Annotated in this window: 19 protein-coding genes; 17 read left to right on the top strand and 2 right to left on the bottom strand. The window is 34.6% G+C overall.

Features of this window, described 5'->3' with window-relative positions; translation table 11 throughout:
* The first annotated feature begins 109 nt into the window (after positions 1-109).
* The gene (locus DOK76_RS10280) at positions 110-1081 is read left to right on the top strand and encodes a LacI family DNA-binding transcriptional regulator (protein ID WP_206967460.1); all 972 of its coding nucleotides are present in this window, start codon (positions 110-112) and stop codon (positions 1079-1081) included.
* A gap of 46 nt (positions 1082-1127) precedes the next feature.
* Here the strand turns inward: DOK76_RS10280 and glmL are convergent, their stop codons facing one another.
* Entirely contained in the window at positions 1128-2525 is a 1398-nt protein-coding gene (glmL, locus tag DOK76_RS10285; protein WP_206967462.1) for a methylaspartate mutase accessory protein GlmL, read from the bottom strand.
* A gap of 718 nt (positions 2526-3243) precedes the next feature.
* Here glmL and ftcD point away from each other — a divergent pair.
* The 9 genes from ftcD to DOK76_RS10330 all read left to right on the top strand — a co-directional run bounded on the left by ftcD (position 3244) and on the right by DOK76_RS10330 (position 13055).
* On the top strand, positions 3244-4143 hold the full coding sequence (gene ftcD / locus DOK76_RS10290; protein WP_206967464.1) for a glutamate formimidoyltransferase: 900 nt from the start codon (positions 3244-3246) through the stop codon (positions 4141-4143).
* A 15-nt stretch (positions 4144-4158) separates the two neighbouring features.
* Entirely contained in the window at positions 4159-4785 is a 627-nt protein-coding gene (locus DOK76_RS10295; RefSeq protein ID WP_206967466.1) for a cyclodeaminase/cyclohydrolase family protein, read from the top strand.
* A gap of 44 nt (positions 4786-4829) precedes the next feature.
* On the top strand, positions 4830-6506 hold the full coding sequence (locus tag DOK76_RS10300) for a formate--tetrahydrofolate ligase (protein ID WP_206967468.1): 1677 nt from the start codon (positions 4830-4832) through the stop codon (positions 6504-6506).
* Positions 6507-6521: 15 nt separating this feature from the next.
* A complete protein-coding gene (locus DOK76_RS10305; protein ID WP_206967470.1) occupies positions 6522-7115 on the top strand; it encodes a HutD family protein in 594 nt (197 codons plus the stop codon).
* Between the two features lie 198 nt (positions 7116-7313).
* Positions 7314-8627, top strand: coding sequence for an APC family permease (locus tag DOK76_RS10310; RefSeq protein WP_206967471.1), 1314 nt, complete (start codon positions 7314-7316; stop codon positions 8625-8627).
* 108 nt (positions 8628-8735) lie between these two features.
* A complete protein-coding gene (gene hutH / locus DOK76_RS10315; RefSeq protein WP_206967473.1) occupies positions 8736-10286 on the top strand; it encodes a histidine ammonia-lyase in 1551 nt (516 codons plus the stop codon).
* A gap of 90 nt (positions 10287-10376) precedes the next feature.
* Positions 10377-11675 carry a histidine--tRNA ligase gene (gene hisS / locus DOK76_RS10320; protein WP_206967475.1) on the top strand — a complete coding sequence of 433 codons (1299 nt, stop codon included), beginning with the start codon at positions 10377-10379 and terminating at the stop codon, positions 11673-11675.
* A 25-nt stretch (positions 11676-11700) separates the two neighbouring features.
* Positions 11701-12585, top strand: a complete 885-nt coding sequence (locus DOK76_RS10325) for a YitT family protein (protein WP_206967478.1) — start codon at positions 11701-11703, stop codon at positions 12583-12585.
* A gap of 20 nt (positions 12586-12605) precedes the next feature.
* Positions 12606-13055, top strand: coding sequence for a GNAT family N-acetyltransferase (locus tag DOK76_RS10330; RefSeq protein WP_206967480.1), 450 nt, complete (start codon positions 12606-12608; stop codon positions 13053-13055).
* Between the two features lie 53 nt (positions 13056-13108).
* Here the strand turns inward: DOK76_RS10330 and hutI are convergent, their stop codons facing one another.
* Positions 13109-14374: an imidazolonepropionase gene (hutI, locus tag DOK76_RS10335; protein WP_206967481.1), complete on the bottom strand. Its 1266-nt coding sequence runs from the start codon at positions 14372-14374 to the stop codon at positions 13109-13111.
* 277 nt (positions 14375-14651) lie between these two features.
* On the opposite strand from hutI, the gene hutU reads away from it, so the two are divergent.
* The 7 genes from hutU (at position 14652) to DOK76_RS10370 (ending at position 24562) form a co-directional block, all read left to right on the top strand.
* Complete coding sequence (gene hutU, locus DOK76_RS10340; RefSeq protein WP_206967483.1) at positions 14652-16676, top strand: urocanate hydratase; 2025 nt, start codon at positions 14652-14654, stop codon at positions 16674-16676.
* Between the two features lie 137 nt (positions 16677-16813).
* On the top strand, positions 16814-18046 hold the full coding sequence (gene gltS / locus DOK76_RS10345) for a sodium/glutamate symporter (RefSeq protein WP_206967486.1): 1233 nt from the start codon (positions 16814-16816) through the stop codon (positions 18044-18046).
* Between the two features lie 135 nt (positions 18047-18181).
* On the top strand, positions 18182-21214 hold the full coding sequence (locus DOK76_RS10350) for an AAA family ATPase (RefSeq protein WP_206967488.1): 3033 nt from the start codon (positions 18182-18184) through the stop codon (positions 21212-21214).
* Between the two features lie 143 nt (positions 21215-21357).
* On the top strand, positions 21358-22341 hold the full coding sequence (locus tag DOK76_RS10355; RefSeq protein WP_206967490.1) for an alpha/beta hydrolase: 984 nt from the start codon (positions 21358-21360) through the stop codon (positions 22339-22341).
* On the top strand, positions 22342-22704 hold the full coding sequence (locus tag DOK76_RS10360) for an EamA family transporter (RefSeq protein WP_206967492.1): 363 nt from the start codon (positions 22342-22344) through the stop codon (positions 22702-22704). It begins immediately after the preceding gene.
* Positions 22697-23044 (top strand): EamA family transporter, encoded by a 348-nt coding sequence (locus DOK76_RS10365; protein WP_206967495.1) that lies wholly within the window; start codon positions 22697-22699, stop codon positions 23042-23044. The genes DOK76_RS10360 and DOK76_RS10365 overlap by 8 nt, the downstream gene beginning before the upstream one ends.
* 114 nt (positions 23045-23158) lie before the next feature.
* The gene (locus tag DOK76_RS10370; protein ID WP_206967496.1) at positions 23159-24562 is read left to right on the top strand and encodes a gluconokinase; all 1404 of its coding nucleotides are present in this window, start codon (positions 23159-23161) and stop codon (positions 24560-24562) included.
* Positions 24563-24583 lie beyond the last annotated feature (21 nt).

Here is a 24583-nt window from a genome sequence, read left to right on the forward strand (position 1 = left end):
TTCCTCCTAAATTAATAATTAATTCGCTTACAAATTAACCATACATTGTGGGAATGTTCCCATGTCAAGTCCTTTTTATGATAAACTAAAAAAGAAAGTGGGGGAGCTTATGGCAACGATTATCGATGTGGCAAAAAAAGCAGGCGTTTCTAAATCAACGGTTTCAAGGGTACTAACAAGTAATGGGTATGTCAGTGAAGTAAGTCGTCAAAAAGTTCTGTTAGCTATGGAAGAAATTGGATATATTCCTAATTTGTTGGCCAGACAGTTGCAATCTGGTGTCACTAAGACAATAGGTTTTATCGCCCCCAGTTACATGAGTGCATTGGGTAAGTTTCTCCAAGTGTTTATGGAAAATGCTAAAAATAATGGCTACTATGTTAACCTTTATTTAACAGGTGGAGATAAGCAAAAAGAAATAGAGGCCTTAAATCAACTAAAATACAAACAAGTTGATGGTATTTTTATTCTGACCAGGACCAATGATTGGGAAACCATCAAACCCTATAGTCAATATGGGCCACTTGCTACGTGGAATCGAATTGAGGAGCCATGGATTTATTCTTCTTATGTGGATCATTATGAAGGCTATTTGAAAGCTCTTAATTATTTATATGATCGGGGTTATCGAAAAATAGGTCACGTTTTAGGTAATATGGAAAATTTGAATACAAAAGCTCGGCTTAGGGCTTTAACAGAATTTCATGAGTTAAAACAAGTTCCTCTTAATGAGGAATGGCTTATAGAAGCTGCTTATAATAAAAATGGAGGAAGAGAAGTGGCAAAAAAATGGCTAGAAAGTTTGGATAAACCTGATGTTTTTGCTTTTTATTCAGACCAATCAGCTGCAGAGTTTATTTCAGAAATCGAATTAGTTGGGTTTAAGAGTCCTGAAGATATAGGAGTATTGGGATTTGATAACAATGAAGTTAGTGAGTTAATGCATATTTCTACAGTCGATTATTCCCTTGAAAAACAAGCGTCGAATTCTTTTGCTTATTTATACAATCAATTAAATGAAGATCAACTTCCTTTTGAACAACTAGTATTTGAATTGATGGAAAGAAAAACACTAAAATAAAAAAGCGGTCTAATGACAATTAGTTCATTAGTCCGCTTTTGGTATATTACAGCTTAGTCAGGTATTTTTTCATGATAGCTAGAGCTTCCTCAGGGTAATGCTCAGCTAATGTTCCCATAGCTGACAACATGTACGAAGCATCTAGATAAAGAGAAGAATCCACGGGTTTTAAATAGGAATCATTTTCTTTTCTAAGAGAAGCTTCCATCATACTTTTTGAGTGCTGGCTATTCACCAAAATACCACCGGTCCCGATAATGGTATGGAAAGTTTTTAAATCTTTACCAGACTGATAGAGAAGCACTCGAGTAGGCGTTGGTTCTCTACGGTATGTACCAGCGTGCCGGTTAAAGGCTGTTTCGATGGCAATTTTTCCCATAGCTTCATCAAATAGATGCTCTTCTTCAGTAGTGGCTACCATTTCAGGGTGATGGGCACGTTTATAACACTCTTGATAGATAGTGTCTTCTGAAAGATTAGGCAAATAATGAGTGAATGCTTGGTAAGTAGTCGACTCAAGTAAGCTTAAAGCAGAGTAGCGCATACCTAGATCTCCTTCGACAGTTCTTTTTTCAAAAGGCTCTTGTAACCCTTCCATTCGAATAGTAGGGTCAATAGGTTTTCCGTCTCCTACAGAATGTAAATCGGTCGTTGCCCCGCCAATGTCTACTATTAATAAATCACCTAGGCCACTAGTTGCAGTCGTTCCCTTTGAAAGAAGCTCTGCAGCTTGTAAGACAGCACTAGGAGTTGGGATTAAGGAGGTTCCTAGCTGTTCTTCGATGACGTCCATCCCTTTAGCCTCTACAATTTGTTCCATAAAAATCCGTCTTAAAATCTGTCTCGTTGGATCAGGATTAAGCACATTTACTTGTGGCATGACGTTTTCAGTCAGGTAGTAGGACATAGAATGTTTGTCAAAAATGTGACTAATCGAAGAATAAGCTTCCTCATTTCCTGCAACAACAATTGGGATAGATGAATTTAACTTGGTTAACTTGGTTAACTTGTTAGCGTCATTAATGATACCTACAGTGTTTCCACCGTTTGTTCCACCACTAACTAAAATAATATCGGGTTGAAGTTGATTGATTTCCTCGATGTCTTCATCCTTTAATCCATAGCTATAGACTTTCAAAATTCGTGTCCCAGCACCAAGAGCAACTCGTTTAGCTGCTTCAGCAGTTAAGGTTTTTGAAAGGCCAATGGCTACCATACGAAAGCCACCTTTAGCAGATGAACAGGCCCAGTTATGGTCAAAAGTATGATCACTACTATCTAATTGTGCCAATAATTTGTCCTTTGCATGATTAAATCCTTCTATAATATTTGTCTCTACAGTCGTTTTACTTTTAGCAGAACCTAAAATAGTTGCTGATTCTAAATGAACGGCAGTTAGTTTGGTAAAGGTACTTCCAAAATCAGTGAGTAAACAACGGGTCATAATAAGACTCCTTTCCTTCGTTAAATAACGAGCAAACATTAAAAACAGTTAAAGTAACAATAGTTTGGAATATGATAAAAAAATTTTAATGTTATTTAATTATTTTTTTGTCCTTTTTTATCGTCAAAAACTCGTCTAAGAACTTCTTGAAAAGTGAAAACGCTAACAAATAGTCCTTAGAAAAAATATTAGGTTAATTAAGTGATTATTTGGTTAAATGCTTTCTTTTTAATTGACGCTTCTTGATTCAATTAAAGAGGGTTCTAGAGAAAGCTTGTTAGAGTCATAATTCATAAAAATAAGTAGGAAATAATTTATATTATAACCTATTAAATTAAGTAAAAAAGGTGAGTGTCAAAAAAGTGTCAAAAATCAATCCTATTTTTTTGACGAAAAAAAAGGGTGGAAACTGAGTTAGGATGTCTAAGTTTTTTTAGGAAAAAAGAACAGCTAAAATCAAGGCTAGAGCTTTGTAATTTAAGACTTTAGCTTGGTTGACACGCTAAAAGGGCAATGTTATTCTTTGGGTGTCAATGAAAGCGTTATATAAATTTAGGTGAGTTAAACGATAACATATGGGAAGGGAGAATTTATTCAAATTTTTTCTATGTAAGTGGTTTTTGTGAATATTTTTTAATCAGTATAAGGTATAGTTAGGTTAGTAAGCAAAAAATATGTTTACTGTTAAAAACAATTATGAGAAAGGATGTTTTCGTCAATGGCAAAAATTATTGAATGTGTTCCAAATTTTAGTGAGGGTCAAAATGAATCAGTGATTAATGGGTTAGTTTCAGTAGCTAAAAGTGTTGGAGGAGTTACCCTTTTAGATCACTCATCAGACGCAAGTCATAACCGTAGTGTTTTTACATTAGTTGGAGATGAAGAAGGAATTCAAGAAGTAGCTTTTCAATTAGTTAAATACGCTAGTGAAAACATTGATATGACTAAACATCACGGGGAACATCCAAGAATGGGCGCAACGGACGTTGTACCATTTATTCCTATTAAAGACTCATCAGTTGAAGAATGTGTTGAGATTTCTAAAAAAGTAGCTAAACGCATAAATGATGAATTAAATATTCCTATCTTTTTATATGAAGATTCAGCTTCAAACCCAGGTCGTAAAAACCTTGCAAGAGTTCGTAAAGGTCAATTTGAAGGTATGCCAGAGAAATTATTAGAAGAAGAATGGGCACCAGATTTTGGTGAAAGAAAAATTCACCCAACAGCAGGTATCACAGCAGTTGGTGCGAGAATGCCTCTAGTAGCGTTTAACGTTAACTTAGATACTTCAGACATCACAATTGCTAACAAAATTGCTAAAATTATTCGTGCTTCAGGTGGCGGATTTAAATACGCTAAAGGAATCGGCGTTATGTTAGAAGATCGTAACATCGCTCAAGTTTCTATGAACATGGTTAACTTTGAAGGAACTCCTTTATACCGTACATTTGAAACAATCCGTATGGAAGCTAAACGTTATGGCGTTAACATTATTGGTAGTGAAATCATTGGTTTAACTCCAGCTAAAGCATTAATCGATTGTGCTGAGTACTATTTACAAGTTGAAGACTTTGACTATGGTAAACAAGTATTAGAAAACCATTTATTAGGATAAGAAGGAGAATAAAAGATGAAATTAGTTGAATTAACAGTTAAAGGTTTTGTTGATGTACTAGGATCAGACGCTCCAGCACCAGGTGGTGGCTCTGCGGCGGCATTAGCTGCAGCAATGGGTATTTCCTTAACTAAGATGGTGTGTGAGTTAACGATTGGTAAAAAGAAATATGCTGAATTTGAAGAAGACATGAAATTAGTCTTTGACGAATCAAAAGCTCTTCAAAAACATCTATTAGATGCTATTGATGAAGATACAGAAGCATTCAACGCAGTGTCAGCAGTTTTTGATATGCCAAAAGAAACTGACAATGAAAAAGCAGCTAGAAGAGCTGCGATGCAAACAGCTTTACAAGGTGCCGCAGAATCACCATTCCATATGATGAAATTAATGGTGAATGCTTTAGAAATTACAAAACGTGCTATTGGTAAATCCAATACAAACGCAGCAAGTGATTTAGGTGTAGCTGCACTTAACTTAAAAGCTGGCTTACAAGGCGCTTGGTTAAACGTATTAATTAACCTATCAAGCATTAAAGATGCAGAGTTTGTAGCACAACATAGAGAAGAAGGAGAAACATTATTAGCTAAAGGCTGTGCATTAGCTGATGAGATTTATGAAGAGATTTTAAAAGTGGTTTAATCAAAATAGATTTTTTCTACAAAAGAAAGGATGAACGTTTACTTATGTCACATTTATCAGATATCGAAATCGCAAATCAGGTTGAAATGAAACCAATTAAAGAAGTGGTAAAACCTTTAGGAATTGAGGAAGAACAACTAACTTTATATGGTAACTACAAAGCAAAATTAAGTGCTCATGAATTAGAGCATTTAAAAGACAAAAAAGATGGTAAATTAATTCTTGTAACAGCTATTACGCCAACTCCAGCAGGAGAAGGTAAAACAACAACTTCAGTTGGTTTAGCAGATGGTTTTGCTAAATTAGGTAAAAAAGCAATGATCGCTTTAAGAGAACCTTCTTTAGGACCAGTTTTTGGTGTTAAAGGTGGAGCAGCTGGTGGGGGACATGCTCAAGTTGTTCCTATGGAAGATATTAACTTACACTTTACTGGTGACTTCCATGCTATTGGAGCAGCGAACAACTTACTTGCAGCTTTAATCGATAACCATATCCATCATGGAAATGCGTTAGGAATTGATAGTCGTAACATCACATGGAAACGTGTAGTGGATATGAATGACCGTCAATTACGTCATATCGTGAATGGTCTTCAAGGTCGTGTGAATGGTGTACCTCGTGAAGATGGTTATGATATTACAGTAGCATCAGAAATTATGGCTGTTTTATGTCTAGCTAATGATCCAGATGATTTAAAAGTTAAATTAAAACGCATGATTATTGGTTATAACTTTGAAGGACAACCTGTTACTGCAGGTGACTTAAAAGCTGAAGGAGCTTTAGCAGCATTACTTAAAGATGCTATTCACCCTAACTTAGTGCAAACACTAGAACACACACCAGCAATTATTCATGGTGGTCCATTCGCTAACATCGCGCATGGCTGTAACAGTGTGATTGCAACAAAACTTGCTTTGAAATATGCTGACTATGCGATTACAGAAGCTGGATTTGGAGCTGACTTAGGAGCAGAAAAATTCATCGATATTAAATGCCGTTTAGGTAACTTAAAACCAGATGCAGTTGTATTAGTAGCAACTATTCGTGCTCTAAAAATGCACGGTGGCGTGCCTAAAAAAGAATTAGAACCTGAAAATGTAGATGCAGTTATTGCAGGCTTAACTAACCTTGATAAACACATTCAAAACGTGCAAGAAGTTTATGGTATGCCAGTAGTTGTTGCTATTAACAAATTCCCATTAGACACAGATGCTGAGTTAGAAGCAGTTGAAACAGCGTGTAAAGAACGTGGTGTAGAAGTTGTTCTTTCAGATGTTTGGGCAAATGGTGGAGAAGGTGGAAAAGATTTAGCTGAAAAAGTAATTGAGTTAGCTGATCGTCCAAATAACTTCAAATTTGTGTATGACTTAGAAGATAGTATTGAAGAAAAATTAAACAAAATTGTGCAAAAAGTTTATGGTGGTAAAGGGGTAGAAATCGTTCCTGCAGCACGTAAACAATTGCAAAAATTAGAAGAATTAGGATTTGGTAATATGCCAATTTGTATGGCTAAAACACAATACTCATTCTCTGATGATCAAACAAAAATTGGTGCACCAAAAGATTTTACCGTTACAATTCGTAACTTAAAAGTATCAGCTGGAGCAGGATTCATTGTTGCTTTAACTGGAGCTGTTATGACGATGCCTGGTTTACCAAAATCACCAGCATCAGAAAGAATTGATATTGATTCAGACGGAAACATTACTGGTCTATTCTAAAAGTGGTGAATAGAGATGAAAAAACAACTTATCTCACCAACTGACTATAAAACCTCAAATTGGAGTGGTGGAGAAACAACTGAATTGTTTCTCTACCCACCAAATGGGGATTATGGAACTAGACAATTTGATTACCGAGTATCAACAGCTAAAGTGAATTTAGCCCAAAGTGATTTTACAAGCTTAGATGGATTTGAGCGATTGATCATGTCTTTAGACAATCCCTTAGAACTCCACCATACTAATGAATTTGGCCTTAGAAAAGTAGTGCTACAGCCTTTTGAGGTCAATCGATTTAGAGGTAGTGAGAAAACCAAAAGTTTTGGGACATGCCAAGATTTTAATTTGATTTTTTCTGATGATCTTGAAGGAGATATGGTAGTTAAATACACAGAAAGTGTCACCCGGACTCAGAGTGGTGTGACCTATATTTATTATGCTCTAAAACCATTGAAATTAGAGTTGTTGGGGCAAGAAACAAGAGAAGTTATTTCCCTAAAATCAGATGAAATGGTTATTTTATCTGAATTAGAGGCTAAAGAACGCATTGCATTTACATCAGAAGTACCCAGCAATGACCCAATTGTCATTGAGGTCATTGTCCATTGACAAATGATGAAGTAAAGAGAAAATCAAAATTTGCCAAAAATGTCATGACTAAACTTGAAATAGAACGAAAGTGAACCGTCCGTTTCGTCATAAATTTGATTTGGATAGGAAGTCTTTTTGATAATCTCTTCTTAATAAACAGATTAGATCTAAAAGAACCAAAATTAAATGATTGACCGATTAGAAAGGGGAAACACCATGAGTTCAGAAAAAGAAAATGCAAAATTTAGTCTAGGAGGAGCCACGCTGTACGGTATTAATGCCGTAGTTGGATCGGGAATTTTCTTGTTACCTGCGACTATCTATAAAGACTTAGGACCAGCTTCACTTTTAGCAATGATTTTTGATGCAGTTTTAGTTTTACTATTAGCAGTTTGTTTTGCCGAAGTATCTTGTTATTTTGACAAGAACGGAGGAGCTTTCCAGTATTCCAAATCAGCATTTGGTGATTTCGTAGGATTTATTGTAGGTTTACTTGGTTGGTTTGTAACAATTATCGCTTGGTCAGCAATGGCTGCAGGTTTTGCTAAACTTCTAATTATGGCATTCCCAGCATTAACAGGAATGAACACATTTATTAGTATCGCCCTTGTTGTGTTGCTATCTATTATTAATAGTACAGGTTTAAAATCATCAAAAATATTTACTATAACAGTAACTATTGCTAAATTAATTCCTATTATTGTTTTTGTATGCGTATCAATCTTCTTTATCAAAGGCGGATTTGATAATGGTAACTTTACTCCTTTCTTACAGTTAAAAGAAGGTATGACTTTATCTAAAGCGCTCGGATCGACTTCTATGACTATTTTCTACGCATTCATCGGATTTGAAGCATTACCAGTTGTAGCTGGTGAGATTCGTGATGCTAAGAAAAACATGCCACGAGCTATTTTAGGATCAATTAGTGTCGTTTCAATTCTTTATTTTATGATTATTGCAGGAACAATCGCTATGCTAGGTGTTGGGATTTTAGAAAGTGGTGCACCTGTTCAAGATGCTTTTGGTATGATGGTAGGACCTTGGGGTAAATGGTTGATCTCAGTTGGGGCATTAATTTCTATCTTAGGGCTTAACGTTGGGGATTCAATGATGATTCCTCGTTACGGGGCTTCAATTGCAGATGAAGGTTTATTACCTAAAGTTGTTTCTAAGAAAAATTCAAAAGAAGCACCTTATATTGCTATTATTATTTCTTGTGTGTTGACAAGTTTATTATTACTTTCAGGTAGTTTTGAACAATTAGCTGAATTAAGCGTTGTATTCCGTTTCATTCAATACATTCCAACTGCATTAGCTGTTATTTTCTTACGTAAGAAAAATCCTGGAGTTAAAACAGCCTTTAGATTACCGTTTGGACCTGTGATTCCATTTTTAGCAATTGCTGTCAGTGTTTGGATGTTATCTATGGGAGCAGACGCTAAGAGCTTGATTGCAGGTGGTATCGGAATTGTTGTAGCTGCAATTTTCTACTTTATTTTAAATGGAAATAAAAAGCAAGCTAATTCGTAAATTTGACAAATTTTAGATAACATTGGTTATAATTAATAGTATCAAACGTATTAAAAATTTAATCAGATGGCTCTAGAGAAACTAGAACCCATAGGAGGAAAAATAAAAATGAGCGAAACAATTATTTTAAATGGCCGTGACTTAACTTTAGAACAAGTGATTGAAGTATCACGTTTTGGAGCGAAAGTTGATTTATCTCAAGAAGCAATCGAAGCTGTTAATGCTTCAAGAAAAATCATTGATGACATTGTAGAAAGTAAACGTACTGTTTATGGTGTTAATACTGGGTTTGGTTCTTTAGTTAAAGTAAGTATTCCTCAAGAAGAAACACGCCAATTACAAGAAAACTTAATTCGTACTCACTCAAGTGGCTTCGGAGATCCATTAAAAGAAGACGAAGTTCGTGCGATTATGTTAATCCGTGTTAACTCATTATTAAAAGGTTATTCAGGTATTCGTTTGAGCACAATTGAAACATTAATGGCTATGTTAAACAATGGTGTGGTTCCTCATATTCCAGAAAAAGGTTCATTAGGAGCTTCAGGAGATTTAGCACCATTATCTCATATGGTATTACCAATGCTTGGTTTAGGACGTGCGTTCTTTAACGGTGAATTAATGACTGGTAAAGAAGCAATGGAAAAAGCAGGTGTTCCAGTTATTCATTTAGAAGCTAAAGAAGGTTTAGCTTTAATTAACGGTACAACAGTATTAACAGGAATCGGAGCTTTGGCTACTTATGATTCTATTCAATTACTAAAACTTTCTGATATCGCTGGTGCTTTATCATTAGAAGTTCATAACGGTATTGTGAATGCTTTTGACGAAGAATTACACATTATTCGTCCACAAAGTGGTCAATTATCAACTGCGAAAAACATTCGTGGATTAATCGCTGGAAGTACATTAACAACTCCAGCAACTTCTGAACGCGTACAAGATCCATATACACTACGTTGTATGCCTCAAATTCACGGAGCAAGTAAAGATACAGTTGCTTATGTGAAAACAAAAGTTGAAATTGAAATTAACTCAGTAACAGATAACCCAATCATTACTCGTAGTGGAGATGTCATCTCAGGTGGTAACTTCCACGGTGAACCAATGGCACAACCATTTGACTATTTAGGAATTGGTGCAGCTGAAATTGGTAACGTATCTGAACGTCGTGTAGAACGTTTAGTTAATACTAATCTAAGTGGTTTACCATCATTCTTAGTGAAACACCCAGGTGTTAACTCAGGATTTATGATTACTCAATATGCATGTGCGTCATTAGCTTCAGAAAACAAAATCTTAGCTCATCCAGCTAGTGTGGATTCAATCACTTCATGTGAAAACCAAGAAGACTTTGTAAGTATGGGGACAACAGCAGCTCGTACTGCTCGTGACATTATCAACAACTCTCGTCGTATTGTAGCAACTGAAATCATGGCAGCTTGTCAAGCTATCGAATTTGTTTCTGACCGTGGTACTATGGGTAAAGGAACTCAAGTAGCTTATGATACATTTAGAAAATATGTTAACTTTATTGATTATGATAAAGATATTGAAATCTATGATGAGTTAGAAAAAGCAACAGAAGTCTTAACAAGCGGTGTGTTATTAAAAGCAGTTGAAGACGTTGTAGATTTAGAAATCGAATTTGATTTCAAATAAAAAATGAATGAAAAAGGGGGTTACTCTTGTGTAGCGCCCTTTTTTTTTGTACTATAAGCATAATGATATGTAGAGGAAGTGGTTGATAAAATGGGCTATCAAAAACCAAAAGGCACCATGGATATATTACCTGGTGAAGTAGAAAAATGGCAATTTGTAGAAACAGTTGCTAGAAATGTTTTTAAAAAATATGATTTACACGAAGTTAGAACACCAATGTTTGAACATTTAGAAGTTATAATTCGTGGAGTTGGTGATACAACAGATATCGTTACCAAAGAAATGTATGATTTTGAAGATAAAGGTGGACGTCATATTACATTACGTCCAGAAGGGACAGCCCCTTTAGTTAGATCATATGTTGAAAACAAGTTATTTGGACCTGAGCACCAAAATCCATATAAAGTGTTTTACATTGGACCGATGTTTCGCTACGAACGTCCTCAAGCAGGTCGTTTACGCCAGTTCCACCAAATCGGAGTAGAAATCATTGGAAGCAGTAATCCAGCAGTAGATGTTGAAGGTATTTTATCTGCTTTAGATTTTTATAAAGAATTGGGAGTAGAACATACAAAACTAGTTATTAACTCTCTGGGAACAAGAGAATGTCGTATGAAGTACCGTCAAGCTTTGATTGATTATTTAGAGCCTAAATTTGATGAGTTAAGTAAAGATTCACAACGTCGTTTACATGACAATCCTTTACGTGTTCTAGATAGTAAAGATGAAAAAGATAAAGTAATTGTTGAAAATGCGCCATCTATTTTAGAGTATTTAGATGAGTACTCAGCTAACTTCTTTAATGAAGTTAAAACATTATTAGATAGTTTAGGTATTGAATACGAAATTGATCACCGTATGGTACGTGGTTTAGACTATTACAACCACACTGTATTTGAGATTATGAGTAATGCACCAGGATTTAATGGAGCGATTACAACTATTTGTGCTGGTGGTCGTTATGATGGTTTAGTGAAAGAATTTAATGGTCCAGAAACTCATGATGCCGCATTTGGATATGCTTTAGGTTTAGAGCGCGCTATTATTACAATGGAAGCAGAAGGTGTGGAAATTCCAACAGCAACTGATGTGGATGTTTATGTAGTTGGTTTAGGTGATACAACTAACATTGAAAGCCTAAAACTAGTTCAAGCATCACGTCAGGCAGGTTTCATTAGTGAGCGTGATTATTTAAATCGTAAAGCAAAAGCACAATTTAAATCAGCTAACAAAATGAATGCGAAAGTTGTTTTAACCATTGGTGAAGATGAGTTAGAAAACAACATTGTTCGTGTTAAAGATATGAACAAAGGAACAGAAGAAAGCATCTCTCTAACAGAGATATATGCTAATTTCAGTGATATTGTTGGTCAAATAATCGAAGGTTAGTCAGTTTAAAAAGGAGTTTTAAGTCGTGCATCCGCAATTAAAAGAAAGAGAAGGAACTTTTTCAGAATATACTCATAAATTGACAGTTGTCTTTTTATACGCGTTACTTTATGCTATTGCCCTAAATTTTTTCTGGCGTCCAGCTAATATATATACAGGTGGAATTACAGGATTTTCTCAAATTTTTACAACTCTTTTTGAGAAATTAACAGGTTTTGAACCTTCTATTTCATTAGTTTACTATGTGTTAAATATTCCTTTCTTGATATACGGCTGGTTCAAGATGAATAAAAAATTAGTGGTGTTCACTTTAATCAGTGTGACATTTGCTACTGTTGCTATTGAATTAGTCCCAAGAGTAGTGTTGACTGAAGATCCAATTATTTGTGCTCTCTTTGGTGGTGCTATTGGTGGCTGTTCTTTGGGTCTTGCGTTAAAAAATGGTATTGCAACTGGAGGCTTAGATATAGGCATCATAGCAATTCGCCGCAAAACAGGTAAGAGTATTGGCTATATTTCAGTAATTATTAACACGATTATTGTTATTGCTGCAGGATTTCTATTTGGATTTCCTTATGCTTTCTACAGTGTGATTTCTATTTTTGTTAGTGGAAAAGTGACAGATTTTGTCTATACGAAACAACAAAAAATGCAAGTGTTAATTATTACAAAAGAGCCGGAAAAAGTAATTGCTGCACTTAAAAAGCGATTGTTACGTGGGATTACTGTTCTAAATAATGAAGCAGAAGGCGCTTATGATCATCGAAAAAAATCAGTGCTCTTAACAGTAATTACTCGTTTTGAAATGAATGAATTAGAAGAGGCGATTGAAGAGGCTGATCCAGAAAGTTTTGTTAGTATCTCAGAAAATGTTCATACTATTGGTAAGTTTGATGACTTTGGTTTGTAAATCATTCTAAAGGAGAATTTATGATCGATATTAAAACTTATTTATTTCATGATTTAGAAGATAGTGAGTTAAAAGAATTAACGGCTCTTTACAACCGTATTCGAAAAGAAACGTCTACTTGGAAAGATAAAGGTGCAGTTAGTGTCACTGAGTTTTCGGACTTGATTGAAGTTGAAACAATTTATATCATGTATGATAATGATGACATGGTTGGCTTTTTAACTTATTATGTACCAGACAATTTTATTCATTTGTTTTTCTTAGAGGCAACTAGGCAAGGCTCTGGCTTAGGGAGTCTCTTACTTGAAAAAGTCTTAGTAGATTTTGAGGGTGAGACGATACAATTGAAGTGTTTGGTTCATAATAAAAAAGCTATTGCTTTTTATCAGCATAAACAGTTTGTTATTACTGAAACACAAGTTTTAGAAGACGATAAAGGGTATCATTTGATGACACGCTATCCGTCATAAACATGATACAAAAAAGAGTCTGACTAGTTATAGTCAGGCTCTTTTTGATTAGGTTAGATTAATTGTTGGTTTTTAACAACTACTTCACCTTTTTTATAAACATCTTGTACAAGGTTAGTAGCGAAGAAGTAAAGTGGATAATCAACATTTGGTGCATCCCAAATGGCGATGTCTGCTTGTTTACCAACTTTGAAACTACCAATTGTTTCTCCAAGACCTACTGAGTAAGCAGCGTTAATCGTTACAGCGTTGAATACTTGGATAGGTGTTAATTTCATTTTGAAACAACCTAGTTGCATGATGAATTGTAAGTTTGAAGTAGGACAACTTCCTGGGTTGTTATCTGTTGAAAGTGTAATCGCCATGCCGGCATCTAACATTTTTTTAGCAGGAGCGTAAGTATCAGCCATTAAGCTGAAAGTTGTTCCTGGTAAAAGGTTACCAATCACGTTACTTTCACTCATTTTTTTGATTCCTTCATCAGTTGCGGCCATTAAATGTTCAGCACTTACAGAGTGAAGTTCAGCGGCCACATCAACTCCGCCAATTGAATCGATTTCATCGGCATGAATACGTAGTTTAAAGCCTAACTCTTTAGCTGCTGTTAACAAACGGTGAGATTGCTTAGCATTGAAAACTCCTGTCTCACAGAAGATATCACAAAATTCTGCTAGATTATCTTCTTTAACTTTAGGCAGCATTTCCTCAATAATTAATTCGATGAAGGCATCTCCATCTCCATTAAATTCAGGTGGAATAGCATGTGCTGCCATGAATGTCGATACTAAATCAACTGAATGAGTGTGATTTAATTCTCTTACGACTTCTAATTGACGTTTTTCAGTCTCCCAATCAAGACCGTAACCACTTTTAGCTTCAACAGTTGTCACACCATGAGCTAGCATTTGATTAAGTAGTCGTTTTGATTTGTTGTAAAGAGTGTCAAAAGACGCTGCTTTAGTTGAGCGAACGGTACTTAAAATACCGCCACCTTCTTTAAGAATATCTAAATAACTAACACCGTTTAGTTTTTTGGCAAATTCATTTTCACGGCTACCACCATAAACTAAGTGTGTATGGCAATCAATTAAACCAGGAGACGCCATTTTACCACTGTAGTCAATTAGTTTTGTTTGACTACCAATTAGTTCTTTCTCAGGAGTACCAGAGCCAATGGCTAAGATTAAACCATCTTTAATAGCGATGTACCCGTCTTCAATAATAGTGGCTTCATTCATTTCTGTTCCCTTTAAGGCGCGTCCTAAATCTGTTGGACAAAAAATTTGACTGAAGTTTGTTAAAATTTTATCAGCGATCATGTTGTTTTTTTCCTCCTTTGATTTACAATACTATTATAACAAGATTTATTCGTAATTACTTTACTCTTTTGCCATCTAATTTTTGTCAAATTTTAGAAACCGCTTTTTTGACGGTTTTTAAAATAAAAAAAATAACAAAAGACGCATGGATAGACTTTAAATTGACTAAGGTAATTTATAGTGTAGGCATAACCTAAAGAAATGATTACTTATCTAAAAGAATCATAACGTATCATATTTGTTGACTTTTTATCAAAACATTTAAGGAGGAAGTAAAATGATTAGCAACAAAACTATTAGTGAGGCAATGACAATTAAACTACCTGAAGTGTTACCAGATATGCCTGTATTCCAAGAGGGAATTAGACGGGCTCCAGATAGAGGATTTAGACTTTCTGAGTCACAAACAAAATTAGCCTTAAAAAATGCTTTAAGATATGTACCTGAAAAATTCCATGACCAAGTGATTCCGGAATTCTTAGAAGAATTAAAAACTCGTGGACGTATTTATGGTTATCGTTGGTATCCAAAAACTCGTGTTTATGGAAAACCAATTGATGAGTATAAAGGTAAATGTGTAGCAGCTAAAGCAATGCAAGTTATGATTGATAATAACTTAGATTTTGATATTGCTCTTTATCCATATGAATTAGTAACTTACGGAGAAACTGGTCAAGTTTGTTCTAACTGGATGCAATATCAATTGATTATGCGCTACTTAGAAGAAATGACTGATGAGCAAACATTAGTAGTAGAATCAGGACATCCATTAGGCTTATTTGCTTCTAAAAAAGATGCACCTCGCGTTATTATTACAAACGGTTTATTAGTAGGTGAGTATGACAATATTCATGACTGGGAAATCGGAGAACAAATGGGTGTGACTAACTACGGTCAAATGACTGCTGGTGGTTGGATGTACATTGGACCTCAAGGGATTGTTCACGGAACATTTAATACATTATTAAATGCAGGTCGTTTGAAATTAGGTATTCCTGATGACGGTGATTTAAGAGGTAAATTATTCATTACATCTGGTTTAGGTGGCATGAGTGGTGCTCAAGGTAAAGCTGGAGAAATCGCTAAAGCTGTAGCAATTGTTGCAGAAGTTGACCGTTCTCGTATCGATACTCGTTTAGAACAAGGTTGGATTTCTCACGTAACAGAAACACCTGAAGCAACTATGGCATTAGCTAAAGAATACATGGATAAAGAAGAAACAACTTCTATTGCTTACCATGGTAATATTGTTGACTTACTTGAATACATTGACCAAAATGATATTCACGTTCACTTATTATCTGACCAAACATCTTGTCATAACGTGTACGAAGGTGGTTATTGTCCAGCAGGTATTACCTTTGAAGAAAGAACTCGTTTACTAGGTGAAGACCAAGAAACATTCCATAAATTAATTGATGAAACGCTTAAACGTCACTTTGAAGTGATTAAATCATTAACATCTAAAGGAACTTATTTCTTTGACTACGGTAACTCATTTATGAAAGCTATTTATGACACTGGTATTAAAGAAATTTCTAAAAACGGTATCGATGATAAAGATGGCTTTATCTGGCCTTCATATGTAGAAGACATCATGGGACCTATGTTATTTGACTATGGTTATGGACCATTCCGTTGGGCTTGTTTAAGTCGTAAACACGAAGACTTAATGGCAACTGACAAAGCTGCTATGGAAGTAATTGATCCAAATCGTCGTTATCAAGATCGTGATAACTATAACTGGATTCGTGACGCTGAAGATAACAAATTAGTTGTAGGTACAGAAGCACGTATTCTTTATCAAGATGCTATGGGTCGTGTTAATATTGCCCTTAAATTTAACGAAATGGTAAGAGAAGGAAAAATTGGACCTGTCATGATTGGTCGTGACCACCATGACGTATCAGGAACTGACTCTCCATTCCGTGAAACATCAAACATCAAAGATGGAAGTAATATTACAGCAGATATGGCGACACAATGTTACGCTGGTAACGCTGCTCGCGGTATGAGTTTAGTAGCTCTTCACAATGGTGGTGGTGTTGGTATTGGTAAATCAATCAACGGCGGATTTGGTTTAGTGCTAGACGGATCTGAATTAACAGATGAAATCATTAAATCAGCTATTTCATGGGATACTATGGGTGGAGTTGCACGTCGTAGTTGGGCAAGAAATGAAAATGCCATTACAACATCTATTGAATACAATGAAATGCGTAAAGGAACAGATCATATCACAATTCCTTACATTGCTGATGAAGACAAAGTTGAAGCAGCAATCAAAGGTTTGTTTAAATAAAAATGATGTGATCTTCCTATCCAAATCATAATAGAAAAACATCCCAATGATCTTAGGAAGTTAGAGGTAACTCTTTCTTTCTAGGATCATTTTTTTATAGCACCACTATTCAAACAAAAAGGAAAGGAATGAAGGAGATGAAACTTGAGACAATTGATGGGATTCAGAACTTGCAACTGGATATGATAGCAACTTTGGCACTGGCAGGAGTATTATTGATGCTCGGTTATTTTATTAGAAACAAGGTTAAGTTACTAGACCGATTATGTATACCGGCACCAGTTATTGGAGGCTTACTTTTTTCATTAATCGTATGGGGTTTTAGAAGTTCGGAAGTTCTGATTATTAACATGGATACTACGTTACAGTTGCCATTTATGTTAACTTTTTTCACTTGTGTTGGTTTTGGGGGAAGTTTTAAGCTATTAAAAAGCGGAGGTAAGTTATTAGTCTTGTTCTTGGTAGCTTGCTGGATTTTAGCTATTATTCAAAACGTGGTTGGAGTTAGTTTAGCGTCAGTATTAGGACTGAATCCTGTTTTAGGTGTTATGGCAGGAACGGTATCTTTAGTAGGCGGTCACGGCAATGCAGCAGCTTTTGGTCCTGTGGCTGAAAATTTAGGTGTTACTGGTGCCACAACGGTAGCTGTTGCTTCGGCTACATTTGGGTTAATTACAGGTAGTTTGATTGGTGGTCCTGTAGGTAACTGGTTGATTAAGAAAAACAAGTTAGAAATCAAAACAGATGAGTCTGTTGAAGAAAAATCTGAAGAAGACGTTATTTCAGAAAATGATTTTAAAGTAAAATCATTTTTAAGCCATTTGACACTCATTTTTATCTTTATGTTTGGTGGTATTGTTATTTCAGATTTAGTTAGTAAACTAGGTATTCAAAATTTTGCCTTACCTAACTATGTAGGGGCAATGTTCTTAGCGATTATTTTTAGAAATCTCAATGACAAAAAAAATATTTTTGATTTAAATTTTAAAGAAATCAATATCATTATGGAAGTCGGTTTATCTTTCTTCTTAACCATGGCAACAATGACTCTTAAAATATGGGAGCTCGCCGACTTAGCGGGACCATTACTAATTCTATTAGTTGTTCAAATGATTATCGTTATTTTATTTTCATTATTTATTGTCTTTCCAATGCTTGGGAAAACCTATGATAGTGCTGTTATGACAGGAGGTTATGCTGGTTGGGGACTAGGCATATCGGCGACTGCTGTTGTGTGTATGAGTGCTATTTGTGAAAAATATAATCTCCGCTCGACAAAAGCCTTTTTAATCGTACCTTTATGTGGAGCTGTATTTGTTGACATTGTGGCTGTGCCAATCATTATCTTTTTCATAACAAAATTTGCCTAGTAATAAAAAAACTATCTTAATTATACACTTTGTTTATTTTTTAACATAATAAAGGTATAATAAGAGGTGATATATTGATCTAAAATTATCTATTATAAGGGAAATAGTTGTTTTATTGTGAAAGGGGAAGTTGCTTTGTCAAAATTAAGTTGTCGGTTATTTGGAAACCCAGAAATTAGAATGAATGAAGAGTTAATGTTATTTTCTTTCTCTAAAATTGATGCCCTGCTCTATTATTTACTAGTAACGAAATCCGCAAGTCGAGATGAAGTGGCTGGTCTTTTTTGGCCTGATAAAAATGAGCAGAATGCTAAGAAAAATCTTCGTAACGCTATTTATCAAGCCAATAAATTATTTGGATTAGAGGTTATAAAATCTCCTAATAAAGCACTTTTGACGTTATCTGAAGAGATTGAAATTGATTTAGATGTGGATGATTTCATGTCAGACACACAAAATCATTTATCCTTATATAGAGACTCTTTTTTGAAAGGCTTTTTTCTGAAAGACTGTGAAGGTTTTGAGTTTTGGATGATCAAGATGAGAAACTTCTATGAAAAGATTTTTCTACAAGAATGCTTTAAAAAAATTGAAAACGACATTGAGATGGGCCGTTTTGGAGATGTAGAGAAAAATATTCAACGCTTAATCAATATTGATGAATTTGACGAATCAAATTATCAACTATTAATGCGTTTTTATCAAATGAATAATCGAGATGAGAAAGTTGTTGAAACTTACTATAGTCTGTCTAATATTCTAAAAATGGAGTTAGGGATTACACCAAACAAACAAAGTAAGGATATTTACGAACATTCATTAAAGCGCTTAAATGATGAACAGAATAAAGGTAAGCAACGGTTTAATACTCTGTTTTTTGGGCGGTTTAAAGAGCTTAAGCAAATTGAAACAACCATTAATTCTTTTAAAAATGACCTACCACACAAATCAATTTTGGTTAGTGGGGAAGCAGGAGTTGGGAAAAGTGCTCTGACTAATGTGGTTCTTGATAACGTGTCTGATGGGTTTAATGTATTAGAAACTCAGTGTTATCAAGTAGAAGAAAAGTATGATTTCAGACCATGGAAAGGAATTGTGAGTGGTTTATCAGGACTCATTAAAGAAGCTGGTCTAATTGAACTTGATATGTGGGAAGAGGTTGTTGATATCTTTTTCCCAACTATTGAAGATTATTTACCGAAATCAAAAGGTTACTCAAGTGATGATGTTTCCTTAACTTCCATGACTGAGGTTTTGACGGAAACACTTAATTTATTAAGTGAAACTAAAAAAATGCTGATTATTTTTGAAGACATTCATTGGATGGACCAAGCAAGTATGGATTTATTGTCTAGTGTCTTGTTAAACGTATCTAATAATGTGTTGTTTATGATGACTGCTAGAAATGAAAAAAATATTCAACTAGAACAGTTTAGTAATAGTTTGATTCAGTCTGGTCTTCTGACAGATGTCAGGTTAACGCCGTTTTCTTTTGATGAAACTGAAAACTTTATCCATAAGAAATTGCCTAATCAACAAGTAAGTTCTCAAGCAGTTAGTAATGTGTTTGAGCACACAGAAGGAAATGCTTTTTTCTTACAGGAATATATTTCTCTTCTTCAAAGTAATGCTAATTTAAATACGATGACTGTTAAAATGAAAGATGCTTTAAAAAATAGATTCTTGTATTTATCTGAAAAAGAACAGGCTATTGTTAATCTAGTGTCTTACTTTTATGATTATGCCTATATCAGCGATTTGGTATCGATTTTAGAGATTGATGAGATCGAGATGGTTGATTTACTTGAAGACTTAGTAGGTAAAAACATTTTAAGAGAAATTAATGTAGGAAGTGAAATTGCAGCGACCTTTACCCATATTAAATTGCGGGAATTTGTTTATATGAATCAATCTAATGGTAAAAAGAGACTTTATCATAAAAAGATTGCGGATTGTTTAGAAGGTAAACTTGCCCAATATCCAAATGATTATCTGCTCTACGATAATTTGGCTTACCATTACCGAAAGGCTCGTGAGGATTTAAAATCATTAACCTATAAGTTAATGTATTTGGAAAAACATTTAGGGTTTGTTCATGAATTATTCCCAGTAGAAGTGAAAGGGAAAAATCTTGGTTTAGATAGTTTAGTTTTTAATCAAGAAAATGTATTAAAAGACTTTAAAACCATAAAAAATGTGTTTGAGCAATTAGAAGATAAGTACGGCGATTTAGATGAATACAAAGAGTTATACTGTCAATATCTCTACCTAGAAGGCCGATTCTTCATCAAATATGGTGAGTATGAAACAGGTGTAGCTAACATTCTTCAAGTAATCAGTCAGTCAAAAGAGTTAAAGGACAAGCATTATTTATTACCAGGCTACAAGCAAATGATTTATTATTACATTCAAATTGATGAGCCTGAAAAAATGATTGAGTACATTGAGCTTGCTTTGGAATTATCGATTAAGCAAAATAATCATCAATCAATAGGTATTTTACTGAGACTAAAAGGTCTTTATGAGATGATGAGTGGCAATAATATACTAGCTGAAAAATTATTAAAAGAATCTATTAATACATTTATGCTAACGGATTCGATTGCTAAAAAGTATGCGGTTAATATTGCAGCAGCTAATAATTATCTAGGTGAGATTAAATTTAATGAATGTCAATTTGAAGAGGCCTATCATTTCTTTTTAGAGGCTATTAATTTGTGTGCCAATAAGAGACCTTTATCTAGTTTATCGGTTTTTTATACAAATGCAGGAGCAGCACTTTTTGCTCAGGAAAAATATGAGTTAGCAGAGGATTTCTTATTGAGTTCTTTGGCAATCTACCAAGAGTTAAATACATACTGGAAACGTCCAAGATTAGATGCTTATTTGTCTCTTGTTTACTTAGAGAAAAAAGATTTCAAACAAGTTAAACACTTTTTAGATAAAGGACAAACCTTTGCAGAAACCATGAAAAATGATCGGGATATTGGAATTGTGGCTTTTTCGAAAGCAATCGTAGCTTCAAGTTTAGAGGAGTCAGTCGACACTGCTTTTTGGCAAGAGACTCTAACAAAAGATGCTGAAGTCTATGCAAAAGAAGCGTTGGACAATTTAAATGCCTTTCAAGATTTATATGAAATCAAGTGGCTAAAGAAACGCTTTTCTTAATTGGCGTTTAACGACCAAAATAAAGAGAATCTAACATAAAAAAGGATTATGTTGGATTCTCTTTTAAATTTCTAAAGCCAAGTATACCAATAAATGTTACACTAATTTTAGTTACAAAAAAAATTAATGAGAGGAACAAGATTATGTTAAGTTGGCTTATTGGCATTATTATTGTAATTATTATTCTCCTTGTGATTGGATGTGCTTATGCAGGTAGTTTCTTTATCAATGCTGCGTTGTATAAAAATTCACCCTGGTATGTTAATACTGGGCATAAATTGCTCAATCCAGATAATTTTAACAAGGAACGAACTGTTTATACAGATATAGAAGACCGTCAAAATGAAGTAGGTCATCAGTTTTATGAGGAAGAGATGACTTCAGAATGGCAAATTAAACTAGATGGAGAAACTTTAGTAGCTAGAGAATATCGTAACTCTGTAGAAACCCATCAATGGGTAATTGCAGTTCATGGCTATCGCTCATCAGGAAAAAGAGATATGAGCTTTCCTGCCTTGAAGTTTTCTGAAGCAGGCTATAACGTGTTAGTGATTGATTTAAGAGCTCACGGAAGCAGTACAGGTGAGAAGATTGGTATGGGGTGGCTTGAAAAAGAAGATGTGAAGGCTTGGATTAATGAAGTTATACGTCGCGACGATCAAGCTGAGATTGTCTTATTTGGAGGTTCCATGGGAGCAGCGACTATCATGATGGCAAGTGGCGATAAGTTACCAGACCAAGTAAAACTATTAGTAGCAGATTGTGGTTATTCTTCAGTTTATAGTGAGTTTTCAGACATGTTGACATCTGCTTTGAAATTACCAGCAACACCTATTCTATTTTTTGCTAACATCTTTAGTCAAAAACGTTTAGGCTTTTCTCTAAAAGAAGCATCATGTGTGACTCAATTGGCAAAAAATGAACGACCATTATTGTTAATTCATGGAACGAAGGATAAATTTGTCCCTCAAGAAGCAATGGCAGTGAATTTAGCAGCAACAAAAGGCGTTAAAGAGAGTCTGTTAGTGAAAGATGCACCTCATCTATCTTCTTGGATTTATGAAGAAGATCGTTATTTTGAAACAGTGTTTGCTTTTGTTCAGAAGCACTTGGAAGGAGTTAGTTAAATGGAAACAAAGAAAAATATGAAACTTGCTATGATGTTGATTTTATCTGCTGCAACTATGAGCAGTTTGGGGCAATTGGCATGGAAATTTGGAGCAGATGCTACTAGTAGAGGCTCAGCCTACTTACTTTATTTTGTTGGCTTTGTATTAGCTGGATTAGGAATGGTTTTATTAATGGTTGCCTTTAGATTTGGTGAAGTTTCTATCCTACAACCAATGATGAGTATCGGTTTTGCGATGTCGATTTTATTTGGAGCCTTGTTTTTAAATGAGCCTATTACCATGACTAAGATTTTTGGAACCTTCTTTATTATTGCGGGTTCTGCGTTACTTGGCTATGAAGGAGGTAAGGCAGATGAGTAATATTGTGATGATTGTCGTGATTTTGTTAGTAACAACGATTTCAGGTAGCTTAGGAGCTTTAGGGCTTAAACAAGGAATGAACGAAGTAACTGATTTAACAGTAGTAAATGCTATCAAAAATAAGTGGCTATTATTAGGAAGTTTTCTTTATATTGTTAGTGCTGTGACCAATATTGCTTTATTCAAATACTTGGATTATTCAATTGCTTTTCCTATGACAAGCTTAACTTATGTCTGGACTGTATTTATTTCTTACTTTACTTTCAAAGAAAAAATTACTCCGTTAAAACTTGTTTCAATTGGGTTAATTATTATTGGTGTTATTATCATAAGTCGTTAAAATAAATAGGTTGGAAGAGGATTAAAAATTATTCTCTTTCAATCTTTTTTTTATGGACATGGAAATAATCATGATAAACTATAAGCAATAAAAAATTAAGGGTGAGACGATTAAATGCTTCAATTAACGATAGATGTTGGAACAACACAAATTAAGTGTAACCTGTTTGAAGAAACAGTCATGATTAAAGAAGAAAAAATCAAAGTGATGACTTATTATGAGCCAGGTGGAAGAGTCTATCAAAAGCCAGTAGAAATAATAGAGAGTATTAAACAAGGAATTCAGTTGTTTTTGTCAGAAGGATATCAATTTGATCAACTGTTATTTAGTACAGCAATGCATAGTGTTATGCCAGTCTTTCATGAAAAAGAATATGGAGATTTATTGATTTGGTTAGATCAAAGACCAAGCAAGTGGATTAAGAAGTTTAAAGAAGACAAAGAGTTAGCTGCAAGCTTTTATCAAAGTACGGGGACACCAATTCATGAAATGTCTCCATTTGCTAAAATAGGCTATTTCAAAAAAGAAACTTGGTTTGATTCCGTTGAGATGTGGCAAGATATAAAAACATGTCTAATGGAAAAGTTTGTTGGTAAGACTGTTTTAGATTACTCCGTTGCCTCTGCGACAGGTCTTTTTAATAGCTTAGACAACAAGTGGGATAAAGACGTACTTGAGTATCTAGGCATATCTACTAAACAATTACCTCAATTAGTTGATACGGATTGGTCTGAGGAAATGGCAGAAGAGATGAAAAGCGCCTTAGGTATTACTTGGCCAGTTAAGGTGTTTGTTGGTGGTAGTGATGGTTGTTTAGTTAGTTTAGGTAGTTACTTGGCCCATGGCACGTCAAGCACAGTAACCCTTGGAACAAGTGGAGCTGTTAGAAAAATTACTAAAGAACGTCAGCTAGACCCTGAAGGAAAAACATTTTGTTATTACATAACCAAAGAATACTGGGTGATTGGTGGGGCGACAAACAATGGTGGAAAAGTATTGGAGTGGGCAGGAGAGATGTTTTATGAGAATACTTCTATTTATAGTAAGTTAGCTCATATTTTAGAAACGTCTCCCATTGGTAGCAGAGGTATTACTTTTTTACCTTATATATCTGGAGAACGAGCACCCCTTTGGTCGAGTGAGGTAAGTGGTGAATTAATTGGGTTAAAGCTAGGTCATCAAAAAGAAGATATGCTACGTAGTGTCATTGAAGGTATCTTGTTAAATACGAAATGGTTAGTTGATATTATAGAGTTAGATTACCGTTTGATTGCGCTAAGTGGAGGATTTTTCAAAGAAGACTTTATGGTTGAGTTAACAGCTGATGTTTTAGGTAGAAATTGTTTAAGATCAGACTATTCTGAACCAAGCTACGGGCTTATTGGTTTAGCAAGTCCTAATAAGCTAAGGCGAGTGACGAATGGTCAAAGTGTTTTTGTTAATAAAAACAATCAAAATGAGTATGAAAAAGTTTATAAGTTATTTTCAGAGCAGGTAAATACGAACTATAATAAATAATATTGGTTTAAAATTCGTTAT

It is taken from the genome of Candidatus Vagococcus giribetii, from assembly GCF_017316185.1.
In the GTDB taxonomy this organism is placed as follows: Bacteria; Bacillota; Bacilli; order Lactobacillales; family Vagococcaceae; genus Vagococcus; species Vagococcus giribetii.